Below are 24,119 nucleotides of genomic sequence, written 5' to 3' on the forward strand. Positions count from 1 at the left end.
GACATGAAGATAACAGGATGCTAAGAAATATCATACCCAGAAAGTTCAGGGTTGTAAGTTTGCCTTTCATAGAGAGGGTCTTTATATTCTTTCGTTATAGGAATTAAGGAATAAAGTACTCTACCTCTTGTGTATAGTCATAATCTCTATTCTCACTTTCTTCTAAAGTTGGTTTTCTATTTTTAAAACGAAGCATTTTTTCTTTTATTCCACTAGAGATCAAATATAAAACAGCATGTTCCAAATCATTTTCTATCTCCAGTTTTATGTCAATCTTATTTAATTTTTTTTGGGTTATAAACTTTTTCAAACTTTTTGGCATAATAATCTTACAACAATATGTCTCGCCTGATTTTGTAGACCAAGATAATTCCATTTCCACGGGTAGTTTCTGATAAAATCTTTTCTCTATTCCAATTCCTTGTCTAAAAGTGCCATCTTCCGAAACATAACTATAGCCTATTTCTCTTTTATTGGGTCTATTAAAATCAAAGTACATATCATATTCTTTTTCATTATTTGCCCATGCTTCATAAGGAACACCATGATGTTGCCAGTAGGTATAGGTACTTCCCCATGTTTCAAAATCTTTTGTTTTTAATCCAATTCCTACATTATCATTTTTATATCCTTTTAACTGAGCTTTTGCTACTTCAATCTGTTTATCAACTGTCGTAAACCAGACTCTGATCCACCCTCCGGGAGCCATTCCAACTACCAAATGAGCAAAATTGGTATCATTGATGTTATATTTTCGAAATAAGTCCAATATTTTCTTTTGATCGAGAAGAACCTTTCCTTTAAAATCTTTTGAATCAACAACACTATAATAATCTATATATACTTCTTTTGGAATTTCTTTATACTTATCTCCTGAAACTACTCCTCCATATTCATTACCCCAACCACTATCAAATGCAATATTACTTCCATTTCCCGCATTACCAAAGCTTATATTTCCTCCGACAGGATAATATTTGGGAGCCGAAATCCCAGGCTCCCATTGATATTTTGTTTTCTGACATGAAGACATCAATACGCTAAGGAAGAGTATCATAGACAGCCAGTTCAGGACTGTAGGATTGTCTTTCATAAGGTGGGTCTTTAAATTCTTTTTCATCTTTAAAATGAGGTACGTTTGCATAGGCGAAATTATAATTCTCTAACATTTCCAGTAGAGGTGAATCAAAATTCGCAGATAAATGTACAAAATTATTCATGATATATTTATACATATCCGAATAAACAGGGTAGTTATCGTTCTTATCTATTAAATTAGTATAGGTAATTTCTTTTCCTTCTTTATTTGTCCATTCGTGTTCTGCAATTTTTATAATCAGGTTTTGATACTTTTCGAGATCAGTTTTTTTATTATTCTGAGGTTTGGGAGCATTTTCACCTTTCAGTTCATATACTTCATCATCTTTAATCTTATAATCCTCAGGATATTTATATTCTTCAGGATGTGTTGCTTTGCTTATAGGACGTGTAAATGGTACATCAGCATAATTAAGAGCAATGTACTTCATTACATTCATATATACCAAAGACAGTTTATTGTTCAATGGGCGTCTGGAGAGAAGCTTGTGGTGGGAGCCTTTTAATATATAGGTCCAATTTCCTACTGTTTTTTGGGTAGCTGTTCCCATAAAACTTTCCGGCAGCAGTTCATCTTTTTCTGCATCCCCATCTCCTCCTAATCCTTCAAAGGAATGTACCTCATGCATTACTTCCCAATACAGCTGATCTGCATTACATAGTTTTTTGGAAATATACCAATTACGTAACACCTCTTTTTGTTGCTCCAGCTTTTGCTTTTCCGCTGTGGGGGCATCTCCTGCCAAATTAAAAAAATGTAAGGTATGAAGCTCCTTTTCTGTTTGCCAATAGGCTCCTCCTATATCAGAATGCGCACCCAGTACAGAAATTTCTTTGGAACATATACCATGAAATTCTCCTACCGGCGTTACCGGAAAATTATCTCTCCATTCAGTTTGAGCTTTTATGTGTAATACTCTTTTAATATTAGGATTTGAGAGATTAGGATTCACTTTTTTTATTAATGCAACCGCGTTTGTCAATACCCCTAAAACAGGATTGAGTGTTGCTGTTTTAATTTCTGTAATAGGATTTCTTGCTTTATCTATTATTCCTTTTCTTTCCAGCATTTGTGAAATAACGGTATCAAATATTCCTAAAAATTCAATACTCACCTGATGTTTAGGAAACCTGATTTTTTTTTGTTTTAATAGGCTTCCTAAAACCCCTCCTGTAAAAATTGTATCAGTCGGGAGTACTGCATACTGTTGTGGAACTGTCAGATTGTCTTTTTCTTTTTTTGTAGCATCAGCTTTGGATTGAATCATTTCAGCCTGAAAAGTATTAACCTTGATGTTCTTTTTATTGCTTTGTCTCCTTACAGCTCTGTCATTTAGTTTTCCAAATCTGTCTTTTATCTCTTCTCTACTTGTTTTCAAGACTTCATTACAAAAGTGCCTTGCCGCTGCTGCACCCCTACTGAAACCAAACACATCAAATTGGATAGAAATAATTTCTAAAGGCTTACTGGATGCTTTTCGTCTAGCCAAAAATAATTTTTGGATTTCGTCTGCGATATTTTTACAAGCCTCATTTACTCTTGTAATTACACCTCTTTCACCTTCTCCTATTCCTGAACCTACATATCCCATTATTGTAGTATCTTCTTTGTGTTGTAAAGTACCGATACCCTCTATATAAAATTTTAATTGCAGATTCTGATACTCTAAATTTGTTTTTGTATCAAAACCTCTCTTCTCTTCATATAAATCATGAAGCAGAGCTATGTTGGAATAAGAATTCCAATAACTGCTTCCAGATTCTATAACAAAACTTTTAAAGTCTTTAATTTCGGGTACTTTATCTTCTTGTAATGGGTGGTTATACGGTTTAGATTTGTAATTAGGATTATATTTGGGATTGTAATAAACATCATCCGAGTTATACCTATTATTTCCTGTTCCATCAAAAAAAACTCCAATACGCAATTTTACTTTTTCTGTTCTACCAAATGCATCATATTTTCTTTTATTTGTCCCATACACATCAATATCTGAGACGCCAATATCGGCAAGATTTCTTATACCTATATTTCCTGTTTTCATCTTTGTAAATTTTATAAATTAATATTAATTGGAAAAAGAAAGTGGTAGATAAAAACTACCACTTTCAAATGAGTATTTTATGATATTATATTGGTTTTATAATAGTACTTGGTAGTGTTGTAGGATCCGTACTATGGCTTAATTGTATATCTCTCTGCTCAAAATTTGTTTCAAACTCCAGTTCCGAAGGATTCTCACAATTTTTCGGATCAGTTTCCGGGAAAATCGGCAATGGCTGATCCACCGGAAGTCCCGTAGACTTGTCCTGAAGAATAGTAAGTGTAGTAGGCAGTCTGGTAATCCAGTATTTACCTTGAGGTTCTCCGGTTGGTTGTCTCATTTCGTCGACAATACTCATGTACATTGGGTCTCCGATTACCGGAACTTCACCGCCATTCCAGATAAGACCTGTTTCCAGGAAGAACTGTACGGCGTTTTCAAAGCCTGGTTTTACGGTAACGATAATTCTTGCCATCCCTGCCTGTAGGAAGCTTCTGAATAAAGGATCCATACTTTCGCTCAGATAGAATTCCTGCCAGCTCTTACGGTTGGCCCAATAGTACGGATAGAAGGTATAATCCATGATTTCCCATTCAAATGCCTGTTCCATGAACTTGGCAAGGGCGGTATATTTATCCAGATTTTCATTCAGATATACCTGGAAATTATCCATGGTTGTCTTATCATCGGCTCCGTTTGTCGTTGCCTGCCCTAATGTAGTAAGGTAATCCTGCAGCAGGTATGCAATACAGTTATGCTTTAAGACATCATGCTCCATATAACGGTAGAAATGATCTTGTCTTTCTTTAGCCTGCGCCTCTTTTTCTTTCTGTTCTGCATCTAATCTTGCCTGCTCCTCCTGGAATTTTGCATAAGCTTCTTCATACGCTTTAATAATTGCATTGAAGCTTTCTGTTTTCCAGTTGTTGATGTATGCATCACTCAGCTCACAATTTATAGTTACCTTTATGTTGTAATTTTTAACATTATGTCCTCTCACCTGAAAAGATACAGGGCCAGTTAAATTGAGGCCGGATGATCCTTCGTCAAAATTAATATCACCACGCTCAGATCGGCCAACCATATCTCCTTTTAAATTGGAACAGAATACTTCGGAATAACGGGAGCCATCCCATCCGCCACCTCTGTTTCGGGATGATCTGCAGCTAAAACTTGCATTTTTTCCGGCATAATTGTCTGGTATGCCAATCTGCCAATTATCTATTCCAAAATCATCATTGGTTTGAGGAACGCTCGCAGCATTATATATAACTTGCTTGGTAGCCTCTGGAAAAGCTTCTAAATTTACTCCGTAAATCTGTGCCCAATGCTGGATTTGTACTATCGTTGCAGACTTTGGATCCGGCATATACCACGGTTCAGGGGCTTTTCTAGGATCTACGGGAGCAGTAAGCACTTGGGCCTTGGCAACAGTAAGAGCCAGACGGTGTAATCTTGAAGGCTCAGGAACCATAAATTCAAACATGGTACGTTTACCATAGTTGTAGATCTGGTTTTTCATCTTTTTATCCACCCATCTGTACACTCCTGTGATGTGCTGTGGTGGTAGATTGGTTGTAAGAGCTTTTCCTCTGTTGTCAAACTCATGGACATTGGTTTCCGTATATTCTTTGATAATTTTCTGAACTCTTTCTTCGGAAATCTTAGTAAGAACTCTTTCCATAGCTCTTTCTGTAATCTCCTGAGATTTCATCACGGCCTGTCTTGTGCTGTCGTGTTGAGCGGTATTATTGGCATAGTCTGCCCCGATTTCAAACTTCATGGCACTATCATTCCCATAGCTGAATCTTGTATAGGCAGTAATACTTTGTTGCTTATCAATTTCTTTCGCAACCTCAGTTTGCATATCTGTTCTGGAAGTTTTTGAAGTGTCAGAAATCTTCTCGGTTTCTTCAGACTTGGATGTGGTATCTGTAATTTCGGAATAATCTCTGGCAACAGAAGATTTGTGTCTCAATTCGCTTGCCATGACATTCTCAATATTGGACACCTCTCCCGGAACATAAGCATGAAGGCTCTGGACTACTTTCAGATAATCGGCAACTCCGAGCCTTTTGATCCCGAAATTTTTGCGTTTCTGGATGATCACTGGTTCTGGTTCACCCGGATTTTCAACTACAGCACGTTTCAGGGTAAGCATTCCGGATAAGTTTAAGTCTTCTTTTGGGTATTGCGTGGCAATATCTCCGTATGCCTGACTTCCGTTATCAAAAATGACTTCTATTCTGAAGCTGAAGCTGTTTCGGAACTTATCTACTAAACATGTCGGTAATGTGATTTTATTATCGATGACCTGAAGATTGCTATAGTTTTCCTCAAAGGTTCCGGCGGCATCTGTGGTGGCAATGATCTTAGCATTGGCAACACTCCATGAAACATCTTCTACCTCAAAAGAGAAATTAACAAATCCTCTGCTTCCTGCCAGCCTGAAAGAGTTGTGTGCATATAAGCTATATGCCATAGGAGTTCTGGAAGTATTTTGTGTAAGGGGAACTGAAGCTCCTCCAATGTTTGCATACTGCTGCTCAAGAAGAGGACTGTTTTGCAGAGCGGTCTCCATTGATGAAGAAATATTGTTTTGTACAACAAGCAAAGCATCAGCATAGCTTTGTATTTCATCATCAAGGACAATGGTCTGGTCACCAATCATTAATGTGCTGGCAGAGAGAAACTGAACTTTTTCTGTGGCAGGAACTTCAGATACTTTTTCTGCATCAAATTCTGAGAAAAGCTCAACAAAAAGGTCGAAAGATTCCGGAGAAAGTTTTGCTTGTAGATCTTCTAAATCGATTTCATTTCTGTATGAAAATACAAAAGACGGAACTTCGTATTCCTTTAAGCTGTTATACAGACGTTCTTTTTCTTCTTCCGGAGTCTCCGGAGTGATTTTACTTTCTACCTCGGCCAGCTTTCTGTCATAGAGCTCTATACGCTCCCTGTTTTCGTCCATGTATCTGGAATAACCGTCTTGGTATGCCTGGAAACGGGCTTTATGATATTTTTTCTGAAGTTTTTCCAATTCTGTATTTAACTTGTCCAGGCCTTCTTTTCTGTGGATTGCTTTGTTGGCTGTCAGCGAGGTTCTTGCTTCAGATTCTAATCTTTGAAGAGTTTTTGCGCCCAGAACTGGTGTGGATGGTTCTTCAGCAGCTTTGGAAGAGGCTGCAAAAGATGTTTCCGAATAATCCTCTGAAAATAACGATGTTGGTAATATTACTTTTCCATTCATCGCTTTTTCTAATGGTTTTTCACCATTTATCTTGATGATTTCCTGATCTGTAAGATCCTGGTTGTTGGCAAAACCAAGCTGAATGGCCATCAGGATATGACTGATTGCTTCTTTAATGTAGAAGTCTCCTTGAGTAACGATCAGATAAATGAAATTATTCCAAAGAAGGGAAAATGTTTGAATTCCTTCGGCATTAAGCTCTTTATTGGCATCAATAAGGTTTTTATAATAATCTGTAACGTAAGTCAGATCATTGCTGCCCAATGTTTCTTTTTTAGAAAGCTTTCGCCCGATAACAAGAAGATCTCCGAATACTCCTTCCTCAATTTTCTTTTCTGATTCAAATCCCAGATTGCTGAATCCGCTTGCCGCTCTTTTCATTTCTCCAAACTTGGTAGCCTTGGCAGGTCTTCCGGCAACCGCAGTATCAAAAATACCAGTGATGCCTTTTGGCCTGTGGATAAATCCTAAATTTTTGTCTTTTGTTTCCGTTAATTGCGGATTTCTTAAACTCACAAATCTGAAAAGAGTCTGTGATACATTATTTGTTGGGTTCATACCTTCTGTTGCTTTATAGTTAATAATACCTTCTCCTATTAAGGATCCTCCTACAGTAAATGCGGTTTTTGGAGGTGTATTGTTTGTTGCCATTTTAATATTTTGTTTAATGATTTATTGTTTTGTGTATTCGAGAGTCAGGGTAAATGAATTAATGACAGAATAATCATAATCAGGCTCATTTACCAGCTCAATTTTTGCCATTCGTCTTTCGACAGTGATATAAGCTTTTGCTCGCCATTGGTTACCTGCAAAAGAGGCATCTATTGCCTGCCAGTCTGTGAACATCTCATTGGAAATAATGGTTTCAATATCAGGGAATTCGATTTTGAAATCAATCTCGCCTGTTCTCGGGATCTGGTCTAAATACAAGGTTTTTTTGTAAACCGGCTTACCATTGATCCATGTTCCCCCTGTTAATTCTTCTGTTGTAGTATACGAGTGCTGTTTATCAGCATATTTCTTTTGGATAAAAGAATTGTCTGTATACATATCTCCATAATAGTATGAACCAGTCATTCCAAAAGATGCGCCCGGGTATACTCCGTTAAAGTCGATACCTGATATACCTACATTGCTGCCTGCGTTGGGAGTGTTGTTTATTTCAATTACTCCATCATCGAAGAATGAAATGTATGATCCCTGTACAGCCCCTTTTATCTCTCTGTTTCCATTTGAATTGTCAAGAACAAGATCACCAGTTATAGGCTGTCCTGCAGCGGTTCCTGTTCTTGGTATAAAGCCTGAAGCATCAACCATACCCGAAAGCTTATCCCAGCCGGGAATACCGGTATTGTTCAGGTTGTCAACCCATACATAGTTTTCACCTGTATCAAGTAAATTCCATACATCACCTATTGTTTGACCTGTTGTAGGTAAAGCTCCAAAATTGGCAACGGATCCCATGACATGGTAAGTTCTGCTCAATAGTGAATTAATTTGAGTCTGGTTATAGTAATTGTTAAATATCCAGCCACGTTGCACATAGTCGTTATTACTTGCAGGGGTATATAATTTTGCTGCTGTTATCCCTGTTGTAGGTGTTATAGTAATATCATCAGCGTTTGAAGCAGGTGATCCAATCTGTAGAAATCCGGCATTCATTCTCACCCAACGATCTACAAAATCACCTGTAATTAAAGCTCTGTTCAATTGACCTTGTTGGAAACTTCCAAAATTTCCTTCAGCAGTATTTGAATATCCTGTTAATGTTTGATTACCATGGATGATTAATTTATTATTGATGGCTCCGTCATTCATTCCTACGCCGGTGCCAATCAAAACATTGTTATTGCCGGTAACACCTGAACCAGCTGAAACCCCAATCATAATGTTTCTATCACCCAAATTTGATTGATTGTTTGCTTTCCAGCCTAGCAAAGTATTAAGGTTACCCGTAGTATTGTAATAACCCGCTCCCACACCTAAAAAAGTATTCTTAAATCCTGTGGTGGTCCGATTTCCTGCTTCATCACCAACCATTGTATTTTGGCTGCTTGTTGTTGCGTTTTCACCTGATGATGTGCCAATGAATACGTTGTATTCACCTGTCGTTAATTTAGAACCACTTGATACGCCCACTGCTGTATTCCATTTACCTGACGTTAATTCAGAGAAAGAATAAGAGCCGAATGCTAGATTATTTCCGCCTGTAGTTACTTTTGGCAAAGCATTGTAACCAATAGACATATTGTAGTAACCGGTCTGTGATTGGTTAATATTACCAAAGTAATGAGAGTAAAGAGTCTTATTAAAGTTCAATTCTCCGGCTCTTCCCTGATCTGCATTAAAAACAATAGCTTTGGTGGAGGAATTACCTCTGTCTATGACTGATTGTAATGTATCATTTTCTGTGAAAGCCGGCTTATCACTCAGATCATTATAGCTTCCGGAAATCCCAACTTTATGTATTTTTACTTTTTCGGTACCTTCCTGAACCAGCGAAACACTTCCGTCTATATTGGTCGTTGGAACAATACTAAATTCTGAAAGATTGATAGGAAACGAAGATCCGTCGCTCTGAGTAATGGTAATGATATTCTGAGAAGCATCGTATTCCGCATGTTCAATACGGATGTCATTGGTTATCAAACCGCTAAGATCTACCGTTTTACTTTGTTGAGTACCGTTTTCTCCTGTATAAAATACCGTTAGAATATTTCCATTCAATTCCGGATTCTGAATTGATGTTTGTGTTTCTATTTTATCTTTCCAAAGCTGGGCATTTTGCGGGCTTATATTGGATGCATTGGCATCTGCCTTTTGAGAAAAGTCATAATCAATATTGCCCAAAGGAAGTTTTTCATCCTTGTGCCAGTAAGATTCCTGCCATTCCCAGAATTCTTCCTGTACTGGGATATCTCCGTTTTCGAAATATTTTTTTAGTTCTTGTTTTGTTTTCATTTTGTGATTTATTTAAGATTCGCTGATAAGAGTTCCTCCAATGACTCTTGTATTAGCATCAAATGAATTAGAATAGTATTGCGTATTGTTATCAAGTATAACTGTATTTACATCTGGATTATAATTGAAGGCATTGGGCCCGATCATTGAAACCCCGGCCACAATATATATTGAGCGAAGCTTGTTGTAGGCAAAAGCATAATCTTTAATTTCTTTTACATTCGCTGGAATTGTTATTGTTTCCAGTAGATTAGATGAAAAAGCTCGTTCATTGATCGTGGTAACACTTCCTGGAATAGTCAGAGATTTTAGTTGGTTACTACTGAAAGCCTCCCCGCCAATAGTTAGAACACTGTCAGCAAGGAATACGTTTGATATTCCGCTTCCTAGTGCAAATTGTGCAGGAATATGCAGAGTACCCTGCTTTATAAATATATTTATAACCTGGAGAGGTGCTAATGTGGCATTTCCGTTTTCATCTATTTCTGCATGAAAATCATTCCGTCGGGGAAATCCATTTTCCAGACCTGCAATTTTAGTCATGTCTATTTTCTCATCCTTGTGCCAGTAAGAGTCCAGTAAAGTCCAGAAATCTTCCTGTACAGGCTTGTCTCCGTCTTCGAATAAGAGTTTTAAATCTTCTTTTGTTTTCATAATATTTTATCTATAAGTGATTGTTGCTGTTGCAGGAATCCCGGCATTACTTAGATCCAGACCAGCCGGAGCTGAAACTGTTTTTAGTGAAGGAAGGGCGAATGCATTTTGTCCGACAGATGTTACTGTGCTTGGAATATGCAAGTCTTCAATAACAGTTGCTCCGAAACATTGAAATGCAGCTACTCCAATAGTAATTAAGCCTTCATTGAGAATAATTTCTTCCAAAGAATCCGATCCATTTATAAGATTGACTTGGCCATTAAAAGCAGCGTCACCAATAATTTTTAACGTTGATGGAGTCTTAATCTTTTTTATATTTTGTGATCCAAATGCTCCTAATCCAATTTCCTCAAGTCCCTCATTAAAATTAACCTCGATAATTTGATAGTTCATCCCTGAATATTGAAAAGCACCTTGTTTGATTTTTTTTATATTTTCAGGAATAGATACAGAAATCGAATGTCCTGCAAGTACTCCATCAGTAATGACAGGAATTACCTTTTCTACTAAATCAATAGAGGTTTCAGGAATTTTTTCATCCTTGTGCCAGTAAGAATCCAGTAGAGCCCAGAAATCTTCCTGTGTAGGCTTGTCGCCGTTTTCGAATAAGAGTTTTAAATCTTCTTTTGTTTTCATAATAAATTGTGTAATTTGATTAATTAATAGATTGTTATTGAAGAGTCTTTTTAGTAGAATCTCTTCATGTTTTTAGTCTTCATTTTTTTGTGGTTGCAGACTGTATTTCCACCTTACGGTTACATTTTCATATTGTTTACAGGTTTTGAGACATAGTTCTGGCTGTCCGGCATTTTGTGAATGATAGATTCAAAGGTGTATTTGAATGATTATTGGATACTGCTAGATGTTTTGATTTGGTGTTTCAAAGGTAATTCCGGACAGCGTCAGAACTTGTCGTGTTATAATGTATTTAGTATATATTTTCTTCAGGAATAGCATTCTCAAAGTCTTCCCTGAAAAAACTTTCAATGTCATTGAGATAGTTTTCGTAGTCCATCTCAGCATGTTCGATATCGCTCCACTCAATAGTATAGAGATCTTCATCGAAAAGGATATCTGGATTGTGATCTGGTGTTTGCATGTTTTGTGTTTTAAGGTTGAGGTTATGTTTTGAACATATTTCTGGCTGTCCAGCATTAATAAATGTTGAATTCAAAGGCTTTTTAAAATTTTAATGATTGTTTTTTGTGTCTTTGTTTATACTCCAAAAGTAGGGGGAGAAGACGACAAAACTTGACGTGTTTTAAAAACTTTTTACATTTTTTAAATATTAGCTATTTGACTTATATGGGTCCTTTATAAGGTAAAAAGCTTATATTTTATTTTTGATCAATTTCTGTACAATTTGGTTCAGAATTTCTCTGTTATCATCAATATAGCTTAATCCTGCCTGAATCAGGTTTTCAATGTTTGATCTTCTGACATTGTCCATCGCCGGAGATGCATTTTTCAACGAAGGATTCAGACGGTAATAATTTTTCTGATTTCGCTGGCCTAAGGTCTGAAACATCTGGCAAAGCTGATAATCTACAGTTTCTGCATTCGCAGACATTAATATATCTATGATTGGATTTACCCAGCCTATTTTTCCCGATTTTTGAAGTTTTCTGAAAGAATAGGGCTTGGCCTCAATACCTGTTCCGATAGAAACGATAATCATATCATTTACGCCGGGATGATTAGCCTTCTGATGATTCTTTAATACTTCTGCAAAAGGAATTTTTCGGGCTTCCGCATAAGCGCAAAGAGCAGGATTATTAGCAAACATGCCACCATCAATCAGGCTGAAGATCTGTCCGTACATCGATTTGATCTGCACCGGACTGAAATAAGTAGGAGCTGCTGCTGTTGCCCTGCAGATATCTTTTACATAAAAGTTATCCGTACTCAGATTAGCCTCCCACGAATTAAAAAGTTTTGCTCTTCTGTTTTCAATATCATAACTGGTTATTAAACAAGGTTTTATAAATTCTTTAAGTTCAAGCTGTCCAAAAAAGTCATTCAGATTTTTTTCAAGTGCATCCTGAGAAATTTTTTCATTAAGCAGGCCAAACGGATTGACCAGCTTTTCCCAAAAAGAAACCTGAAAGATGTCGCCCCCCTTTTCAGCGTATAATTCTAGCCCTTTCTGGATAGAATATTTCGCCTTTCGGTGTTCATCGGGACATAGAATAATAGAAGCAATCAGTCCTCCTGTACTGCTTCCTGCAACCAGATCAAAATAATCACCAAGTTTGGCACCCGGGTTATCATGATACTGAAGCTGTTCCTCTATGTAGCGGAGAATAATACAGGTAATAATACCTCTTATTCCGCCCCCGTCCAAAGAAAGAATGGTTGTCTTTTTCATGTGATGTTTTGTTGGTTTTAAAAGAAAAATTAAGGTCCTGAGACAACTAAAACCAACTTTCTGCCTTTAAAAGCAGATGTTGGTTTTAGTATTTGAGATCTCAGTTAACTAACATTTTCTTACAAAACAAAGGTAGGCCGGGGAAGCGACAGAACTTGTCGTGTTATAATTATTTTCAAATAAAAGGGAATTAAAACAGTATATAATTTTGTTTATCCTTTGGCATCTTGGATAGTATTCGCCAGCTCGTTTTCACCAGTCCTTTTTTAGTATGAATATTCTTTTTTTCGAAGTGGGGAAGGTCTTTGAAGGTTTTCCAGTTTCCGCCCCAGTCCCAGCCGTGTTTTGCAAAAATTTTCACACATTCGTACCAGTCGGCCACCCTGTCATTATCCCAATCTTTAACGGTGTCCCAGCTTGCAACCTTACCGTCAATCATCAGGCAGATATCAACAGCAAGTCCGTAATTATGGATGCTCTGACCGGCTTTAGCATTTGTTACTTTTTTTCCTGATGTAATTCTTCCGATGGCGTATAGTTTTTCCTGCTCTTCAAAAGATCTCAGGCCTTGGGTGATTCTTACTTTAGCTCTTCCGGTAAGGGCATCGTCGCATTCTTTTATGATTTGTCTTACTTCATCTCTTACAGAAGGATGGAGCTTATTGATTCTTTCTGATGTTACTTTATCCATGATTCATTATTATTTATCTATGAAACAAAAATATAGGTTAAGGGCGACGGAACTTGACGTGTTTAATTAAATATAAAGATTTTTATACAATTTCTTACCTTAAATTAAAACATGGGAAGAGAAAAACAGCGTAAATAATAAGACTGAATGGTGACACAAACAAATCATTTTTATTGAAATGCACATCTGAGAGCTTGAATTCAGGGGCGCACAAATTATAACGCTAATGCGACAAAACATGACGTGTTTGAAATGAATTAACTGTGTCATATTCAGGGTATTAAATGTAATGTTAATTTTAAAATAAAACAGGATAATTATTTTTAAAAATGTAATTTTACATTAAAATTATCAGTACCCGTCATGTATGCTTTAGTAGATTGCAACAACTTTTTTGTTTCCTGCGAGAGAACTCTGGATCCGTCTCTTGAGGGGAAACCTGTTGTGGTACTTTCCAATAACGACGGATGCGTGGTGTCCAGAAGCAAGGAAGCTAAAGACCTTGGTATTCCTATGGCAGCTCCCGCATTCAAATATAAAGACCTTTTCAAGCAGCATGATGTAAAAAGTTTTTCAGCAAAATTTGAACTCTATAATTACAAAAGCCAGCGTGTTATTGATATTTCAAGATCATACGTTCTGGAATATGAGGTTTACAGCATCGATGAACTGTTTTTAGAGCTTTCAGGCTTTAAATATGTAGATCTCCATGATTACTGTCTTAAGATCAGAAATGAAATCAAGAAGCAGGAAAATATTCCCGTAAGTATAGGTATTGCACCCACCAAAACACTGTGCAAAGTAGCCAACAGAATTGTAAAAGAATTCCCGGATCAGTTTGACGGCGTTTATACTCTTGACACTCCTGAAAAAATTGGAAAAGCCCTGAAGTGGCTCAACATAGGTGATGTATGGGGAATAGGACGGAAGCTTACAGCCAAAATGGAGGACAGTGGTGTTTACAAAGCCTGGGATCTTCTTCAGAAACCTGAAATGTGGGTTCGGAAAATCATGGGAATTCACGGGGTGAGAATGATCAATGAGCTGAAAGGAATCCGCCAGCTGGAACTGGACTCCCCATCTCCTAAAAAGTCAATTGCAGTTACCAGAAGCTTTATGGAAATGCTCACCAGAAAAGAAGACGTCCGTGAACGTGTAGAAACCTTTGGAATGTATTGTTCCGAAAGACTCCGCAAGCAAAATACCTGCTGCAGGATGGTTACCGTTTTTGTCCAGACCAACTGTTTCAGAAAAGATCTTCCCGAATATAAAAAGGCAATAACAGAGATTCTTCCCAATCCCACCAATTCATCTATCTTGATCGGCAGAGTGGTGAATGAACTTTTTGATGCCATTTACCGGGACGGATTCCACTACAAAAAAGCGGGAGTCATCGTTAATGATTTCGTTCCTGAAAATGAAAGACTCATCAGCCTTTTTGAAGAAGATACCCAAAACCAGCATCTCCCTGTCATGAAAGCAATGGATGCTATGAATAAAAAATTTGGAAAAGACAAAGTACGTCTCGGAAGCATGAGCGGGGAAAATACATTTGGCCGGGCTCAGCTTTCCCCGGAATATGAAGCGTTCTTAAAAAACAATACGCTTCCTGAAGCCAACTTTAGATTTCACTAGATATTAAAACTCTGATGCGTATACTTCCCGGTTAGAAAAATGCAGATTTTTTTGATCCTTATTTCCATAATTTTATTAAAATTCCGAATTTTGATATTGATTAAATGCATGTAAGTTGTATGTTTTCAGTCACTTAGTTTTATCTGCTTTTTTGTGTGTTGTACAGGTGATCCACTTCAATCTATCTTTGCAAAAGAATTTTACCATTCTAAAAACCACAAATTACATGAAAAAAACAACAAACACATTGATGAAAAGTGTAGTGGCTGGAGGATGCTTTTTGATGAATATTATGAACGCGCAAGTTGGCATTAATACATCAAGTCCTCAAGCTTTACTGCATGCCGATGGAGCCAAAGACAATTCAGCTTCAGGAGCCCCAACTGCTGCGCAGGCAGCCAATGATGTGGCATTCACAGCCAACGGTGAAATAGGAGTGGGAACTCTCGCCCCTGCCGTAAAAATAGATGCCCGGTCTGCTAATAATACGGATAACTCTATCGGGATAGGAGAAACTATCCAGACAGCATCTGTGGCAGGTTCAGGAGCGATGAGATATAATCCGCTGAATGGTGGGAAAATGCAGTATTCAGACGGAATTGTATGGCAAGATCTGATTTCTTCACCAACAAAAGCTGTTGTAGTAGCTAATCTTCAGGCAGCCAATTTTGCCGTTAAAATTCCTTATCAGGTTTCTACAGGAATCTCCGCATGGACAGAAATTTCCGATCCTACGGCTAATTTCACTCCGGGAACAGGAGTCTTCACAGCACCCAGAACAGGTGTTTACTTAATTTCTTTTACGTATGATTTTGTACGCATCCCCATTGTTTCAGGGTATTTTTCCGAAGCAAGATACGTTGTAAACGGCAGCACTGTCGTTAAAAAATGTGTAAAATCTTTTTCGAATACTGCAAAGCAGGCGCAGGTTGCAGGGTCATGCGTTGCCGGAGTTCAGCTTAATAAAGGGGATACTTTTCAGCCTCACATTTACCAGTCGGTATATAACGGCAGTCTAAGCCTGAGGACGGATATTACTCCGGCAAGTAATGAATACGGTTTTGTGAACCTTTCCATTGTAGAACAATAACACACTTGATATGAAAAAAAGATTAGCAATTGCTTTAATGATGGGCGGAAGTCTGTTTATTAACGCGCAGATAGGAATCAATATGTCCACTCCCGAAGCCATACTTCATGTAGACGGGCAGAAAAATACGGCTCCGGCAGTTCCGGCAAGCTATTATGATGATGTAGTCGTTACTTCTTCAGGAAATATGGGAGCAGGAACAAAATCACCTAAAACAAGATTGGATTTACGGTCCGGTGAACGCCTGAATGCCTTAGGTATTGGCGGGACATCACAGACAGCTTCTGCGGCAAAAGCAGGGGCGATGAGGTACAACTCCGGAACATCGGATCTAAGCTACTCCAATGGGACCTCATGGGTTGCATTGGCGCATAAAGCCCCCAATGATTTCGTGGATGCAGAAAACTTTTCGGCACAGAGCTTTATCAGCGGAACACAGGCAGCTGTCACTAACTGGACGACAAAAACGGATGTCAACGGGAATTTTAATTCAGGAACAGGAGTTTTTGTAGCATCCAAAACCGGAGTATATATTGTCTCTTTCACATTTTCATTAGCTTCAGGGACTATTGCCAATGATTCTCGCTATGAAACCCTGATTCAGACCAATTCTACCTCTTCAGCGACCAATAAAGTCTTCAAGTGTGTAGGAAGCTATCCTGGAACGAATAGCCTTTCTAACCGGGTTGCAGGAGGTTGTTCGGGTATTTTTAACCTTAACCAGGGAGACAATATCACGGTAAGTCTTAACCAGGCTTTAGGAACTGCGAAAACATTGGATACAGACGGTTCACTGACTTCTTTAAGTATTTTCGGATTATAAAAACAGGAATGATGAAAAAAAGATATTTATTAATAATTTTAGCGTTAAGCTTCAATTTTACATTTTCACAAGTCGGAATTAATACACCTAACCCCATAGGGATTCTCCATACTGATGGTCAGAAAGACAATCCCGTATCAGGAACTGCATTTACACCTGCCCAGCAGAGTAATGATATTTTAATTACAAGTGCAGGAAGAATAGGAGTGGGAACACACAGTCCGGCTGTAAAAGTGGATGCCCGAAATTCCGGGAACGGAGCTATTGGTTTTGGAACCTCTTCCCTTACGGCAGCAGCAGCAGACGAAGGTGCGGTTCGTTATAATACCGGAATGGAATATTCCAATGGAAATGAATGGCTTCCCTTACTTACTGCCCAGCCGGCTGTCAATAAAGTCATTGTTATTGCTGCAAAAACGGATAATACGGTAAAGCTGGTTTCTCCAGCTGCAGCTACAACTACGGGACTGCAGAACCGTGCAAGTAATTATCTGGTAGGCTGGACGAAAGCTTTTGAAAGTAATTCCGGAAGCAACTTCAATGCTTCTACAGGTATTTTTACAGCACCCCGGAATGGTGTTTATGTGGCAACTTTTACTACAGATCTGGCTCCTCTGGCCATCAATTACACAGTAGATCCTTTAAACCCAATCCAGATAGAGGCAATCTGGCAGCTGTATGACAATACAACAGGGGTGCTTGCTACAAATATTGTGAACACGGTAAAATGTGTCAATACGATGTCTTCAAACAGTAACGGGAATATTGATGCCGGAAGTAACTGTACGGCTTCCTTTTATATGACTGCCGGACAGCGTTTGATGCCCTATATCTGGTTTAATCTAAACGGGTTAGCTACAGCAGGTTTCTCGCTGAATAATACAGGAGGATATAACAATCTTACTATAGCAGAGCAGTAATTAAGAAATTTCATCAAGGGCTTTGATAAAAGCAGAGGGGTGCATTCCCGTAATTTTTTTAAATTCAAGAGAGAAAGCACTGTGGGAAGAGTATCCTGTAATTTCTGCAAGATGGTTTATTTTGTATTTACGATACTGAGGTTCGCTCTTTAGCTTATTAATGATATAATTGATCCTCAGGTAATTGATGTATTGGTTGAAATTGAAATTTTTGTGTTTTTTGATCACTGCAGACAGATACTTTGTATTTACATTCAGGGTATTAGATAGATTATAGCGTGAAATATTTTTACTGTTAAAGTCAAAGTTCTCTTCAAAGGCTTTTAAGCCTGATAAAATATGTTCTTCTGTTTCTAAGGAAATTTTTACATCGGCCGGACTGTTTCCCGATTGATCCTCAGTTTCCTGAGAATCTTCTTCATATGCAACGGGAGTAATTCCCTGCTGATAAATTTGGGTTACTGTTTTTTTGTGTTTTTTTTGGAGGCTGATCATATTAAAAATAACCGCTCCCAAAACGAGAAGCATCATGATACAGGCTACAACCAGGCCTTTTGAGAGGCTATCGCTTTTAACCAGTTGGCTGTCGTAATTCTCTTCCTTTTGGGTAAGAGTTTTATTGACGGCCATTTTCTGATTGTAAGCAACACTGTCTTTTAATTCAAGATTTTCTAATTTATATTTCTTGACATTTTCAGGATCTTTCAATTTTGTATAGGCTTCCTGAAGGTTTTTTGTAATCTCTATTTTCTTTTCTGTAAAACCATATTGACTGGCAATTTTTAGAGCCTTTTTAAAATATGAAACAGCACTGTCCTGTTTATTCTGCTGTGAATATGAGAACCCGATATCATGAAGGATATTGGATCTCAGATAATAATTATCATTCCCAACCAGGGCAAGAGCTTTCACAAAAAAAGACTGGGCTTCATCAAACTTTTTTATTTCAGATAAATTATAACCCAGATTGGTGTACGCAGAAACCAGAAGTTCGTTTCTTCTCGGAATATTTCTGATCTGCAGATATTCACGGATGGCATTTTTAGAGTAAAATTCTTTCTTTTGATATTCATTCTGATTAAAAAGGATCAGAAAAGAATTGTAGATCATTCCCTTCAGCTCATGTCCTTCATCCGTATTTTCATTTTTTATTTCGGACAAACCTTTATTCAGGCTTTCTGAAGCTTCTTTTAACAGTCCGAGTTTTGCATACTGTGTTCCCTGCATCCTGTAGGCAAGTGCTTTGCCAGGGGCATAATTGTTTTCTGTGGAGATTTTCAGCGCTTTTTCCGCAAAATCAAGACTTCCTTTGGCATCCGATCTTAAATAGCTGTTGAATGATTTCAGATAATAAGCTTTGGCAATATAATTCGGTTGATTTTTTCGCTGTGCAGAATCTATAATGATATTCAGGACAATTTCCGAACTGTCCGGGTTTTTAGATGTCAGTGACCGTGCATATTTGTACTGTCTCTCAAAATCAAAGTGTTGCGAGAATATGGAATGTGAAAATATGAGGAAGAGAAAGAATATAATTTTTTTTCCCATGTGTTTCTGTTGTGTTTACTTTTTTTCGTATTTCCAGTTTCTGGATTTACCTTCGGCTATCCATTCCAAAGACTGTTCCATTCTTTTATTTCTGGTCGTTTCAGTTTTAGCTTCTGTAATCCAACTGATATATTCTTTCCTGAAAGAAGGCGTTTTTTTCTCAAAAACGGCTAAGGCATCTTTATTTTTATTCAGGGCATCCTGAAAATAATCAGGAATTTCCGTTTCCACTTTGGATGGTGCCGCTTTTTTCATGGTAACCCCCATGTCTGTAAGTTCCATCGCCTCTTTAATCGCCTTTTTAAGCTGAGGTTTTGAAGGCAGGTCTTCCATTTTGGTGAGCTTGCCTAAACTGAACATCGAACTTCTTTCGGCTGTTGTTTCTATTTCCTTTAAAGTTTTCATCTCCTGATGCAGCCAGAATCCGAGGCTGCAATACTGTTTGAAAGAAGTGATAGAGCAAAGTATTTTTCCTTTATACATGAAGGTGGGAAACTTCCATTTTATGGCCTCTTCTGCTTCAGGACAGCATTCATGGATGGTTTCCCTGAGATAATTTAAAATGGGTTTTGCAAAATCCGGAGATTTCTCAATGTACTCATCGACTTTTACATGATAATTTTCCATAGCTTTTACTGAAATAATGATACGGTCTCGTTGACAAGGAATCTTACCTGATCCGGTCTTCCCCTGTCGTTTTTAGGATTATTGCTGTAGCTTCCGGTTCTTACAATAACCATATTGTGCTCGGGAACCATAATGATATATTGTCCCTGCAGTCCCAGAAAGTAATAGTGCTTAATAGGATTGTCATGATTGATCCAGAGGCCCATTCCATAAATCTCTTCAGACTTTTCCGTAGGTGTTCTCATCTGCTCAATAAAATCCCTGTTAAGGACCTGATGATTTCTCACCTTCCCGTCATCTAGAAAGAGTTGTCCCAGTTTTGCATAATCTCTTGCATTGGAGTGGATGCAGCAGTATGTTTTTTCCATCCCGTAATTATCTGTGCTCCATGAAGCATTCTGTTCCATTCCCATCGGGATCCAGAATTTTTCGGATAAATAACTTGCTAAAGTCTGGTTCAGGGCTTTTTTTAAAGCAAATCCGAGGAGCTGGGTAGAGCCGCTCTGGTATTCATACCGGGTGCCGGGTTCTTCTTTAAACCTTCTTGAAAAAACTGCTTTAACCAGATTTTTCCCATAATAGGCTTTTGCATTCGGCAGAAAAGGATTATTGTAATTCTCATCCCAGTCGAGCCCTGCTTCCATTTGGGCTAAATTTTTAAGCGTAACATTGCTTCCGAATTGTTTTTCTTTAAATTCAGGATAAAAATCAGAAAGTTTTTCATCAATATCTTTAATGATACCTTCTTCCAAAGCTTTTCCTAGCAGCATGACGGTAACAGCCTTTGCCATAGAAAAAGAATTGGTAGGTGAAAGCTGGTTATAGCCGTCCCAATACTGCTCATGAAGGATCTTGCCATTTTTTATGACAACAAATGCGGCTGTTTTGGAATGCTTTAAATTTTCAATTATATTGTCAGGCAGTTCCTTATGGTTGTATTGGGCATCTTCTGTCCACAATTCAGGCTCGTCAGTAGCGATGAGGTTTCCGGGAAAAAGTATTCCGTCGTCAATATAGGCGCTTGATCTTCCCCTGAAATATGTTTTGGAAATTCCGCTGAATAAATAGTCGTATCCCAAAAGATAAACTGCGGCGGCCCCTATGGCTGCTCCGCCTATTACATATTTTAATACCTTCATATGGTGATGAGTATCAGTCTCAAACAAATTTAGAATAATTTTGATAAGAAAATGAGAAAGAAACGGTAAATAAACTATTTTTGCGATTAATGATGAAAAATATGACCAGAAAACTTATTGTATTCGTGTTTTTCATTTTTTCAGTGATGGGAACTGCCCAGACCTATAAAATGATCGACACCGCAGACTATTTGCAGAGAAAAGAATTTTTGAAAAGCTTTGCCGGAAATAATGAGGTTTTTATTAAAAAATTAAGATCGCAGTATTCCGGAAAGACAGGTTCGGAATTATCTAAAATTTACAAGGAATTCGGAGCTGATTTTGAGAAGCAGGTAAAAAACAAAGATTTTATTTTCAAGTCTGAATTTGAAACCGAAATAAAAAGCCTGATTCAGCGCCTCAAAAAAAACAATCCGAGCATTCCCCAGGATCTGAAAATCTTAGTGGCAAGAGATAACACTCCCAATGCTTACTGTCTTGCAGACGGTACTTTCGTGATCAATATGGGCTTGTACAACTGGCTGAACAGTGAAGACCAGATTGCAGCAGTGATCACCCACGAATTAGGGCATAAAATAGATGAACACTCGCTGAAGACATTTTTAAACATTATTGAGCAGGATCAGCTGGATAAAACGACTGTGCAAAATCTGAAGGAGACAACAGTGAAACGCAGCCAGAGCCAAAACCAGAAAGCCTTTGACATCCTTAAAAACCGTGCTTATAAAAAAGGAGTGGAAAGAAGAAAGCAGGAAATGAAGGCCGATTCGCTGGGTTATGTGATCTTTAGGAGCAGTGATTTCAAGAAAGCTGAATTCGTCAATGCCCTTCAGCGGCTGCAGAATTTCGATACGATCTCTCCCCGTGAATTAAAAGTGGAGACATATAAAAAGCTTTTTGATCTTCCCAGCCAGGCTTTCAACGAAAAGTGGATGAAAAAAGAGGATTTCTCACTGTACAATTATAATTTTTACAAAGAAAAGCTGGATAAAGATTCCCTGGCATCACACCCCGAAATGTCCAGAAGAATCGAAAAGCTCAAGCAAACATTCACAGAGCTGAAAATATCTTCAGAACCGGAAAAAGCCTCTGAGACCTTTACAGCATTAAAGAAAATGGCCAGGATGGAAATCCTTCCCAATTATTTCCATTCCGAAGATTACGGACTGGGAATTTATGTATCCATGCAGTTCCTGCAGGATGCTGAAGAGGAAAAGTATTATAAAGGCTGGCTGGGAAAATGTTTTTCTAAAATATATGAAGCCCGGAAAAACTATAATCTGAACCGTTATCTGGACAGGATAGAGCCTAAAAACCAAAGCGAAAGTTATCAGCAGTTCCTGAGCTTTATGTGGAATCTGAGTCTTGATGATATAAAAAATATAGCAGACTTTTACCAGGGCAGCTACCCAATAAAAGAATCCTGATGCATCATCAGGATTCTTGTTTTTTTTAATAGTTCAGCTTTTCTAAACGGATCTTGTTGAATTTTTCCTTTTCATTGTATTCTCTGAGAAGAATATAACCTTCTTTCCCAACATATGGTGTAACGGCGTAATTGTCTTTCTCAGAAATAGGAATGATTTCCTGTTTGAACTTTCCGTCAATAACCGTGTTGATGAAAAGATTCCATTTTTTCTGTCTGGTAACTTCATCTTTCTGATAATCACGGTAAAAGAAAACAACATCTTTCCCTCCGTTGAGGTATTGGGAGAAAAGATAATCGCTGTTTACCCATTTCGTTTTTTCTTTTTCAAAAACCTTTACATTTTTGATCTTGAAATCTTTATCCGTGTAAATATAAACGAGATCGGTAGTTTTAGGCGCATTGTACTGGCCGGCAGGTTTGTATTTTTCGGTAAGGATGCCAACGCTTCCGTCGTTCATAAAATACATATCCTTGGTCTGAAGCATATAGCCGCTTTCTACCATGCCGTTGGCATTGATCTTCGGAAGAAAGGATGCGAAGTCCGGCTTGAAATTGATCTCTTTTGTATCTACGGTAAAATCAGATTTATTCACCATCATCCTGGCGTAGCCTATAAAATCATACTTGGCAAAATTTCTTCCCAGTAAAACAATTTTATCATCAAATGTTTTATCATTGTCAAGGCTGCTGCCGTATCCCAGGGAGAAACTGTCGATGAGGTCAATAGTCGTGTCAGAAAGCCCTGTGATAGGTTTATTGGCGGCTTCTTTTCCGGTTTTCATGTCGATCACAACCAGGCTGAAAGATTTTTTATCATCATCTGCCTTTTTCATGATGCAGTACATATAATTCTCATCTCTTTCCAGTACAGATAAAGTGGAAAATACCTTTTTGTTCCCTTCAGTATTGTATTTATATCTCCAGAGCTCCTTTTTGTTGTCATCAAATTTAATGATGCTGTTATTGTTCACATATTTTCCGTAGTCTTTGTATTCTACAGCAAAATAACCTCCTTCTTTTACTTCTCCTACAGCGGAAACATAATTATAGCCCTTTTCTTTTTTCTCTTCACGGTTTTCCTTACGCTGTGCTTTCCAGTTTTTAGGCTCGTTGATCTCCCTGAACGTACCATCCTCTAAATAGTCATAATAAACTTTTCTTTTAATCGTATTGGTTTTCGGATCGATCACCATAGAAACCGGTGTGAAGATCTCTCTGCTTTTTACCAGGGAATAATCCATCATAGAAGGTTTTAGAATGATCTGACCCTTAAAGTCAACATAACCAAGGTAAGAACCGGCTGTAATATCTCCTTCAAACTCTTTATTGGCAACAGGATTAAGGTTTTTATCCAGGATTACATATTCGAATTTCTTAGTCTTATCACCTGCTTTTCCGTAAGAATAAAGAGAGACATAGCCATAAAGGTTATCTTTATCATCGAACAGGGCATTCATGCCTATATGATCGCCGGCTGCCAGTGTGGTAAGGTCTTGGGTCTGGGAATAGGATAACGTCTGGAATAATCCAAAGAGCAGAAAATATATTTTTTTCATGGATAAAATTTTTTGTTTAAAATAGTAATTAAATGGAGAAATATTTCAGTTGTTCCAAACAAATTGTATTGGATTTTTCTTTTCGTTGAATTTCTGTATCGGAGTTTGGAACAATCCAGACAACAGAAGATATATTTTTTTCATCATGCATATTTTGGTAAAAATAATAAATTAAGGAATACACCGATACAGTTAATTTTCTTTATAAAAACTCGAGTAAACAAGAATGTAATAATTTAAATACCAAGAAAAGAAATCTGCGTTATCTGCTAGATATGGGAG

The 24,119-nt window shown here is 37.8% G+C and carries 18 protein-coding genes; 5 read left to right on the plus strand and 13 right to left on the minus strand.

The window, feature by feature from the left end:
- Positions 1–103: 103 nt before the first annotated feature.
- From AC4IFE_RS03170 to AC4IFE_RS03210, 9 genes are all read right to left on the minus strand, one after another.
- Entirely contained in the window at positions 104–1,093 is a 990-nt protein-coding gene (locus AC4IFE_RS03170) for a DUF2931 family protein (RefSeq protein WP_490754831.1), read from the minus strand.
- The gene (locus AC4IFE_RS03175) at positions 1,041–3,143 is read right to left on the minus strand and encodes a phospholipase effector Tle1 domain-containing protein (protein WP_490754833.1); all 2,103 of its coding nucleotides are present in this window, start codon (positions 3,141–3,143) and stop codon (positions 1,041–1,043) included. Before AC4IFE_RS03175 ends, AC4IFE_RS03170 begins: the two co-directional genes overlap by 53 nt.
- Before the next feature lie 85 nt (positions 3,144–3,228).
- Positions 3,229–7,044 (minus strand): hypothetical protein, encoded by a 3,816-nt coding sequence (locus AC4IFE_RS03180; RefSeq protein WP_490754835.1) that lies wholly within the window; start codon positions 7,042–7,044, stop codon positions 3,229–3,231.
- 21 nt (positions 7,045–7,065) lie between these two features.
- Positions 7,066–9,354: a hypothetical protein gene (locus AC4IFE_RS03185; protein WP_490754836.1), complete on the minus strand. Its 2,289-nt coding sequence runs from the start codon at positions 9,352–9,354 to the stop codon at positions 7,066–7,068.
- A gap of 12 nt (positions 9,355–9,366) precedes the next feature.
- Positions 9,367–10,008: a leucine-rich repeat domain-containing protein gene (locus tag AC4IFE_RS03190; RefSeq protein ID WP_490754837.1), complete on the minus strand. Its 642-nt coding sequence runs from the start codon at positions 10,006–10,008 to the stop codon at positions 9,367–9,369.
- Positions 10,009–10,014: 6 nt separating this feature from the next.
- Complete coding sequence (locus tag AC4IFE_RS03195) at positions 10,015–10,647, minus strand: leucine-rich repeat domain-containing protein (protein WP_490754839.1); 633 nt, start codon at positions 10,645–10,647, stop codon at positions 10,015–10,017.
- A 292-nt stretch (positions 10,648–10,939) separates the two neighbouring features.
- On the minus strand, positions 10,940–11,110 hold the full coding sequence (locus tag AC4IFE_RS03200; RefSeq protein ID WP_157963426.1) for a hypothetical protein: 171 nt from the start codon (positions 11,108–11,110) through the stop codon (positions 10,940–10,942).
- A 231-nt stretch (positions 11,111–11,341) separates the two neighbouring features.
- Positions 11,342–12,379: a patatin-like phospholipase family protein gene (locus AC4IFE_RS03205; protein WP_490754840.1), complete on the minus strand. Its 1,038-nt coding sequence runs from the start codon at positions 12,377–12,379 to the stop codon at positions 11,342–11,344.
- Between the two features lie 190 nt (positions 12,380–12,569).
- Positions 12,570–13,070 (minus strand): M15 family metallopeptidase, encoded by a 501-nt coding sequence (locus tag AC4IFE_RS03210; RefSeq protein ID WP_490754841.1) that lies wholly within the window; start codon positions 13,068–13,070, stop codon positions 12,570–12,572.
- Positions 13,071–13,433: 363 nt separating this feature from the next.
- Here AC4IFE_RS03210 and AC4IFE_RS03215 point away from each other — a divergent pair, with 363 nt between their 5' ends.
- From AC4IFE_RS03215 to AC4IFE_RS03230, 4 genes are all read left to right on the plus strand, one after another.
- Positions 13,434–14,705, plus strand: a complete 1,272-nt coding sequence (locus tag AC4IFE_RS03215; RefSeq protein WP_490754842.1) for a Y-family DNA polymerase — start codon at positions 13,434–13,436, stop codon at positions 14,703–14,705.
- A gap of 226 nt (positions 14,706–14,931) precedes the next feature.
- A complete protein-coding gene (locus tag AC4IFE_RS03220) occupies positions 14,932–15,795 on the plus strand; it encodes a complement C1q domain-containing protein (protein WP_490754844.1) in 864 nt (287 codons plus the stop codon).
- A gap of 10 nt (positions 15,796–15,805) precedes the next feature.
- Positions 15,806–16,618 (plus strand): hypothetical protein, encoded by an 813-nt coding sequence (locus tag AC4IFE_RS03225; RefSeq protein ID WP_490754846.1) that lies wholly within the window; start codon positions 15,806–15,808, stop codon positions 16,616–16,618.
- A gap of 11 nt (positions 16,619–16,629) precedes the next feature.
- The gene (locus AC4IFE_RS03230) at positions 16,630–17,538 is read left to right on the plus strand and encodes a complement C1q domain-containing protein (protein ID WP_490754848.1); all 909 of its coding nucleotides are present in this window, start codon (positions 16,630–16,632) and stop codon (positions 17,536–17,538) included.
- On the opposite strand, the gene AC4IFE_RS03235 is transcribed toward AC4IFE_RS03230, so the two are convergent.
- Genes AC4IFE_RS03235 through AC4IFE_RS03245 form a run of 3 tightly spaced genes read right to left on the minus strand, consistent with a single transcriptional unit; the run spans position 17,539 to position 20,852 of the window.
- Complete coding sequence (locus tag AC4IFE_RS03235) at positions 17,539–19,086, minus strand: tetratricopeptide repeat protein (RefSeq protein WP_490754850.1); 1,548 nt, start codon at positions 19,084–19,086, stop codon at positions 17,539–17,541.
- A 15-nt stretch (positions 19,087–19,101) separates the two neighbouring features.
- The gene (locus tag AC4IFE_RS03240) at positions 19,102–19,713 is read right to left on the minus strand and encodes a YdeI/OmpD-associated family protein (protein ID WP_490754851.1); all 612 of its coding nucleotides are present in this window, start codon (positions 19,711–19,713) and stop codon (positions 19,102–19,104) included.
- A gap of 5 nt (positions 19,714–19,718) precedes the next feature.
- The gene (locus AC4IFE_RS03245) at positions 19,719–20,852 is read right to left on the minus strand and encodes a serine hydrolase domain-containing protein (protein WP_490754853.1); all 1,134 of its coding nucleotides are present in this window, start codon (positions 20,850–20,852) and stop codon (positions 19,719–19,721) included.
- Between the two features lie 101 nt (positions 20,853–20,953).
- Between AC4IFE_RS03245 and AC4IFE_RS03250 the strand changes: the two genes are divergently transcribed.
- On the plus strand, positions 20,954–22,279 hold the full coding sequence (locus tag AC4IFE_RS03250) for a M48 family metalloprotease (RefSeq protein ID WP_490754855.1): 1,326 nt from the start codon (positions 20,954–20,956) through the stop codon (positions 22,277–22,279).
- A 25-nt stretch (positions 22,280–22,304) separates the two neighbouring features.
- Here the strand turns inward: AC4IFE_RS03250 and AC4IFE_RS03255 are convergent, their stop codons facing one another.
- Positions 22,305–23,837 carry a hypothetical protein gene (locus AC4IFE_RS03255; protein WP_490754857.1) on the minus strand — a complete coding sequence of 511 codons (1,533 nt, stop codon included), beginning with the start codon at positions 23,835–23,837 and terminating at the stop codon, positions 22,305–22,307.
- Positions 23,838–24,119 lie beyond the last annotated feature (282 nt).

The sequence above is a fragment of the Chryseobacterium sp. UF-81 genome, assembly GCF_058245105.1.